We start from the raw sequence: 3,127 nt of genomic DNA, 5'->3' as shown, positions 1-3,127 counted from the left end.
AACCTAAGAAATCTAACGATGGTGGTGGAGCGATTATTGAAAACCCTATTCTATCTAACTTTAAAGAAGGTCTTTCAATTCTTGAATATTTCATTTCTACTCACGGTGCTCGTAAAGGTCTTGCAGATACCGCTCTTAAAACGGCAGATGCTGGTTATTTAACTAGACGTTTACATGATGTAGCTCAAGATGTTATTGTTAACACAGAGGATTGTGAGACATTGAGAGGTATTGAAGTCTCAGCTTTAAAGAAGAATGAAGAGGTGATGGAAACGCTAGGTGCAAGAGTTCTTGGACGTACGGCTTTACATGATGTAATAGATCCGGCAACACAAGAAGTTCTTGTAGAAGCTGGTGAATTGATTCAAGAAGAAATTGCTGATGCAATAGAAGCTTCAGACCTTGAATCAGTAGAAGTTAGATCTGCACTTACTTGTGAAGCACCTAAAGGTGTTTGTACTAAGTGTTATGGTCGTAACCTTGCGACTAACCGACTTGTAATGAGAGGTGAGGCTGTAGGTGTTATAGCTGCTCAATCGATCGGTGAACCAGGTACTCAGCTTACTCTTAGAACGTTCCACGTAGGTGGAGTTGCAGGTAATGTTTCTGAGGATAGTTCGATTGTTGCTAAAAATGATGGTATTCTTGAAATAGAAGATTTAAAAACAGTTAAAGGTGAGGATAATGAAGGTAATGCAGTAGAAGTTGTAATTTCTCGAACTGCCGAGTCTAAGTTGCTTCATGAAAAGACTGGTATGCTATTGAACTCTAATAATATTCCTTATGGTTGTGAGTTATATGCTAAGCCTGGAACTAAAGTTAAGAAAGGCGATTTAATAGCTAAATGGGATCCATTTAACGGTGTAATTATTTCTGAATTTGCTGGGAAAATTAAGTTTGAAAATATTATTCAAGGTGTAACATTCCAGGTTGAGAGTGATGAACAAACAGGATACGAAGAAAAAGTAATTTCTGATTCTAGGGATAAGAAGTTGATACCTACTTTACATATTGTTGATAGTAAAGGGGATAATGTAATTTCTTATAACCTTCCTGTAGGTGCACACTTGATGATTAATGATGATGAAAAGATTAAAGTAGGTAAGGTTCTGGTTAAAATTCCTCGTAAATCTGCTAAAGCAGGTGATATTACCGGAGGTTTACCAAGAGTAACTGAATTATTTGAAGCTCGTAACCCATCAAACCCTGCAGTTGTAAGTGAAATAGATGGTGTTGTTTCATTTGGTAAAATTAAGCGAGGTAATAGGGAGATTATAGTTACATCAAAAACTGATGAAGTTAAGAAGTATTTGGTAAAACTTTCTAATCAAATTTTAGTACAAGAAAATGATTATGTAAGAGCAGGTATGCCTCTTTCTGATGGTTCAATTACACCTAAGGATATTCTTGCCATCAAAGGTCCTAGTGCTGTACAGCAATATTTAGTAAACGAAGTTCAAGAAGTTTATCGTTTACAAGGTGTAAAGATTAACGATAAACATTTTGAGGTAGTAGTTCGTCAAATGATGCGTAAAGTAAGAATTGTCGATTCAGGTGATGGTATGTTCTTAGAAAATCAACTTGTGCATAAGGAAGATTTTATTTTAGAAAATGATCGTCTTTATGGTAAAAAAGTGGTGGAGCTTGCTGGGGACTCTGATAACTTGAAGGAAGGTCAAATAATTACTTCTAGACAATTAAGAGACGAAAATTCTATTCTTAGAAGGGAAGACAAAGTCTTAGTAGTAGCTCGTGATGTCATGCCTGCAACCGCAGAGCCTGTGCTTCAAGGAATTACTAGAGCTTCTTTACAGACTAAATCTTTCATTAGTGCAGCATCGTTCCAGGAAACAACTAAAGTATTAAATGAAGCTGCAGTTGCAGGTAAAGTGGATACTTTAGAAGGTCTGAAGGAAAATGTAATAGTTGGTCATAGAATTCCAGCTGGTACTGGAATGCGTAATTATGAAGATATAATAGTAGGTTCTAAAGAAGAGTTTGAGAAACTTCTCAATCAAAAAGAGGAACCTAAGGTTAATTATAATTAATAGTAATGGCTAGTAATAATCCTGATCAGAAAATTAATATCGAAATTGATGGTGAAATTGCTGAAGGGCAATACAGCAATCTTGCTATAATTAATCATTCGGTTTCTGAGTTTGTAGTAGATTTTGTTAACATAATGCCTGGCAACCCTAAATCTAAGGTGAAGTCGAGAATTATTTTAACTCCTCAACATGCTAAACGTTTAGCTAAAGCTTTAAGGGATAATATTAATAAATTTGAACAAGCTCACGGTGAAATCAGAGATCATGATCAACCGCCCATTCCGTTAAATTTTGGTCCAACTGGACAAGCTTAAAAAAAAGCCTGATGTTTTCATCAGGCTTTCTTATTACAAAACATTTGTGAATAAGGATTGTTTATAGTGTTTTGTTTCTCGACTTATTTTAATGTCCTTTAAGGACATTTTATAATTAATTTAATATGTAGCAAGAAATGGGTTGAAAACGGTTCCTACGCTTTTATAGAAGCGATTTTAATAGTTTGTTAACATTTGCATTAGGATGTTCATATTAATTAACTGATAATTTAGGTGTTCCTTAGAATATGTAATTATCGCTGCTATAAGCTTTTGTTGTTAAACGTGATTAATAGGTCTTATGTCGAAAGAGGTTTACATTGCTATAAATATTTGTTAAGCAATACTCTTTTTATATATATTTTCGTGTGTTAGTAAGCTGTTGATATTTATCAACACTTTATTCAAATAGATATATATGAGAAATTTTACCCCTTTCTTGATTGAAAAAGTAAAGTCCTTTTTAGTTCCTATATTCCTGATGCTTAGCTTTATTAGCTATTCTCAGACTATTTCAGCCACTGATGGCGGTACCAATTGTGGTGACTGTGCGCCTCCTGGTTGGATAGACGGTGGTGGTACTCCGGACATCAGTAATAGTACAAATGCTGCACTGACCGGTCAAGGTGGTGCTGGTGGTGGTGCTACTTGGCAAAGTGTACTGCCTTTACCGCCAAATAATCATCAAGATTGGTTGTCTATCCGTGATATCGGTACCGTAGGAGTTGAAGAGTCTCTTTCAACAAATGTGGGAGGTTTGACATT

2 protein-coding genes and 1 pseudogene are annotated in these 3,127 nt (G+C 35.5%); all 3 read left to right on the top strand.

All coding sequences use genetic code 11. The annotated features are described in order from the left end of the window. Positions 1 to 2,048, top strand: a pseudogene (locus A9Q93_RS09700) (DNA-directed RNA polymerase subunit beta'); the annotation flags it as partial. A gap of 5 nt (positions 2,049 to 2,053) precedes the next feature. Next, positions 2,054 to 2,362, top strand: a complete 309-nt coding sequence (locus A9Q93_RS09695; RefSeq protein ID WP_303687192.1) for a DUF3467 domain-containing protein — start codon at positions 2,054 to 2,056, stop codon at positions 2,360 to 2,362. A 481-nt stretch (positions 2,363 to 2,843) separates the two neighbouring features. Next, positions 2,844 to 3,127 (top strand): hypothetical protein (locus A9Q93_RS09690; RefSeq protein WP_303687191.1); only part of this gene is annotated, 284 nt, incomplete at its 3' end.

Source organism: Nonlabens dokdonensis, from assembly GCF_002162835.1.
GTDB lineage: Bacteria > Bacteroidota > Bacteroidia > Flavobacteriales > Flavobacteriaceae > Nonlabens > Nonlabens dokdonensis_B.
Note: the sequence above shows the minus strand (reverse complement) of the source record. Positions and strands in the feature narration are given on the sequence as shown.

Bases quoted from the DNA above. Each gene is read 5' to 3' on its own strand.
- A9Q93_RS09695 (WP_303687192.1), top strand. From the start codon at position 2,054: ATGGCTAGTAATAATCCTGATCAGAAAATTAATATCGAAATTGATGGT.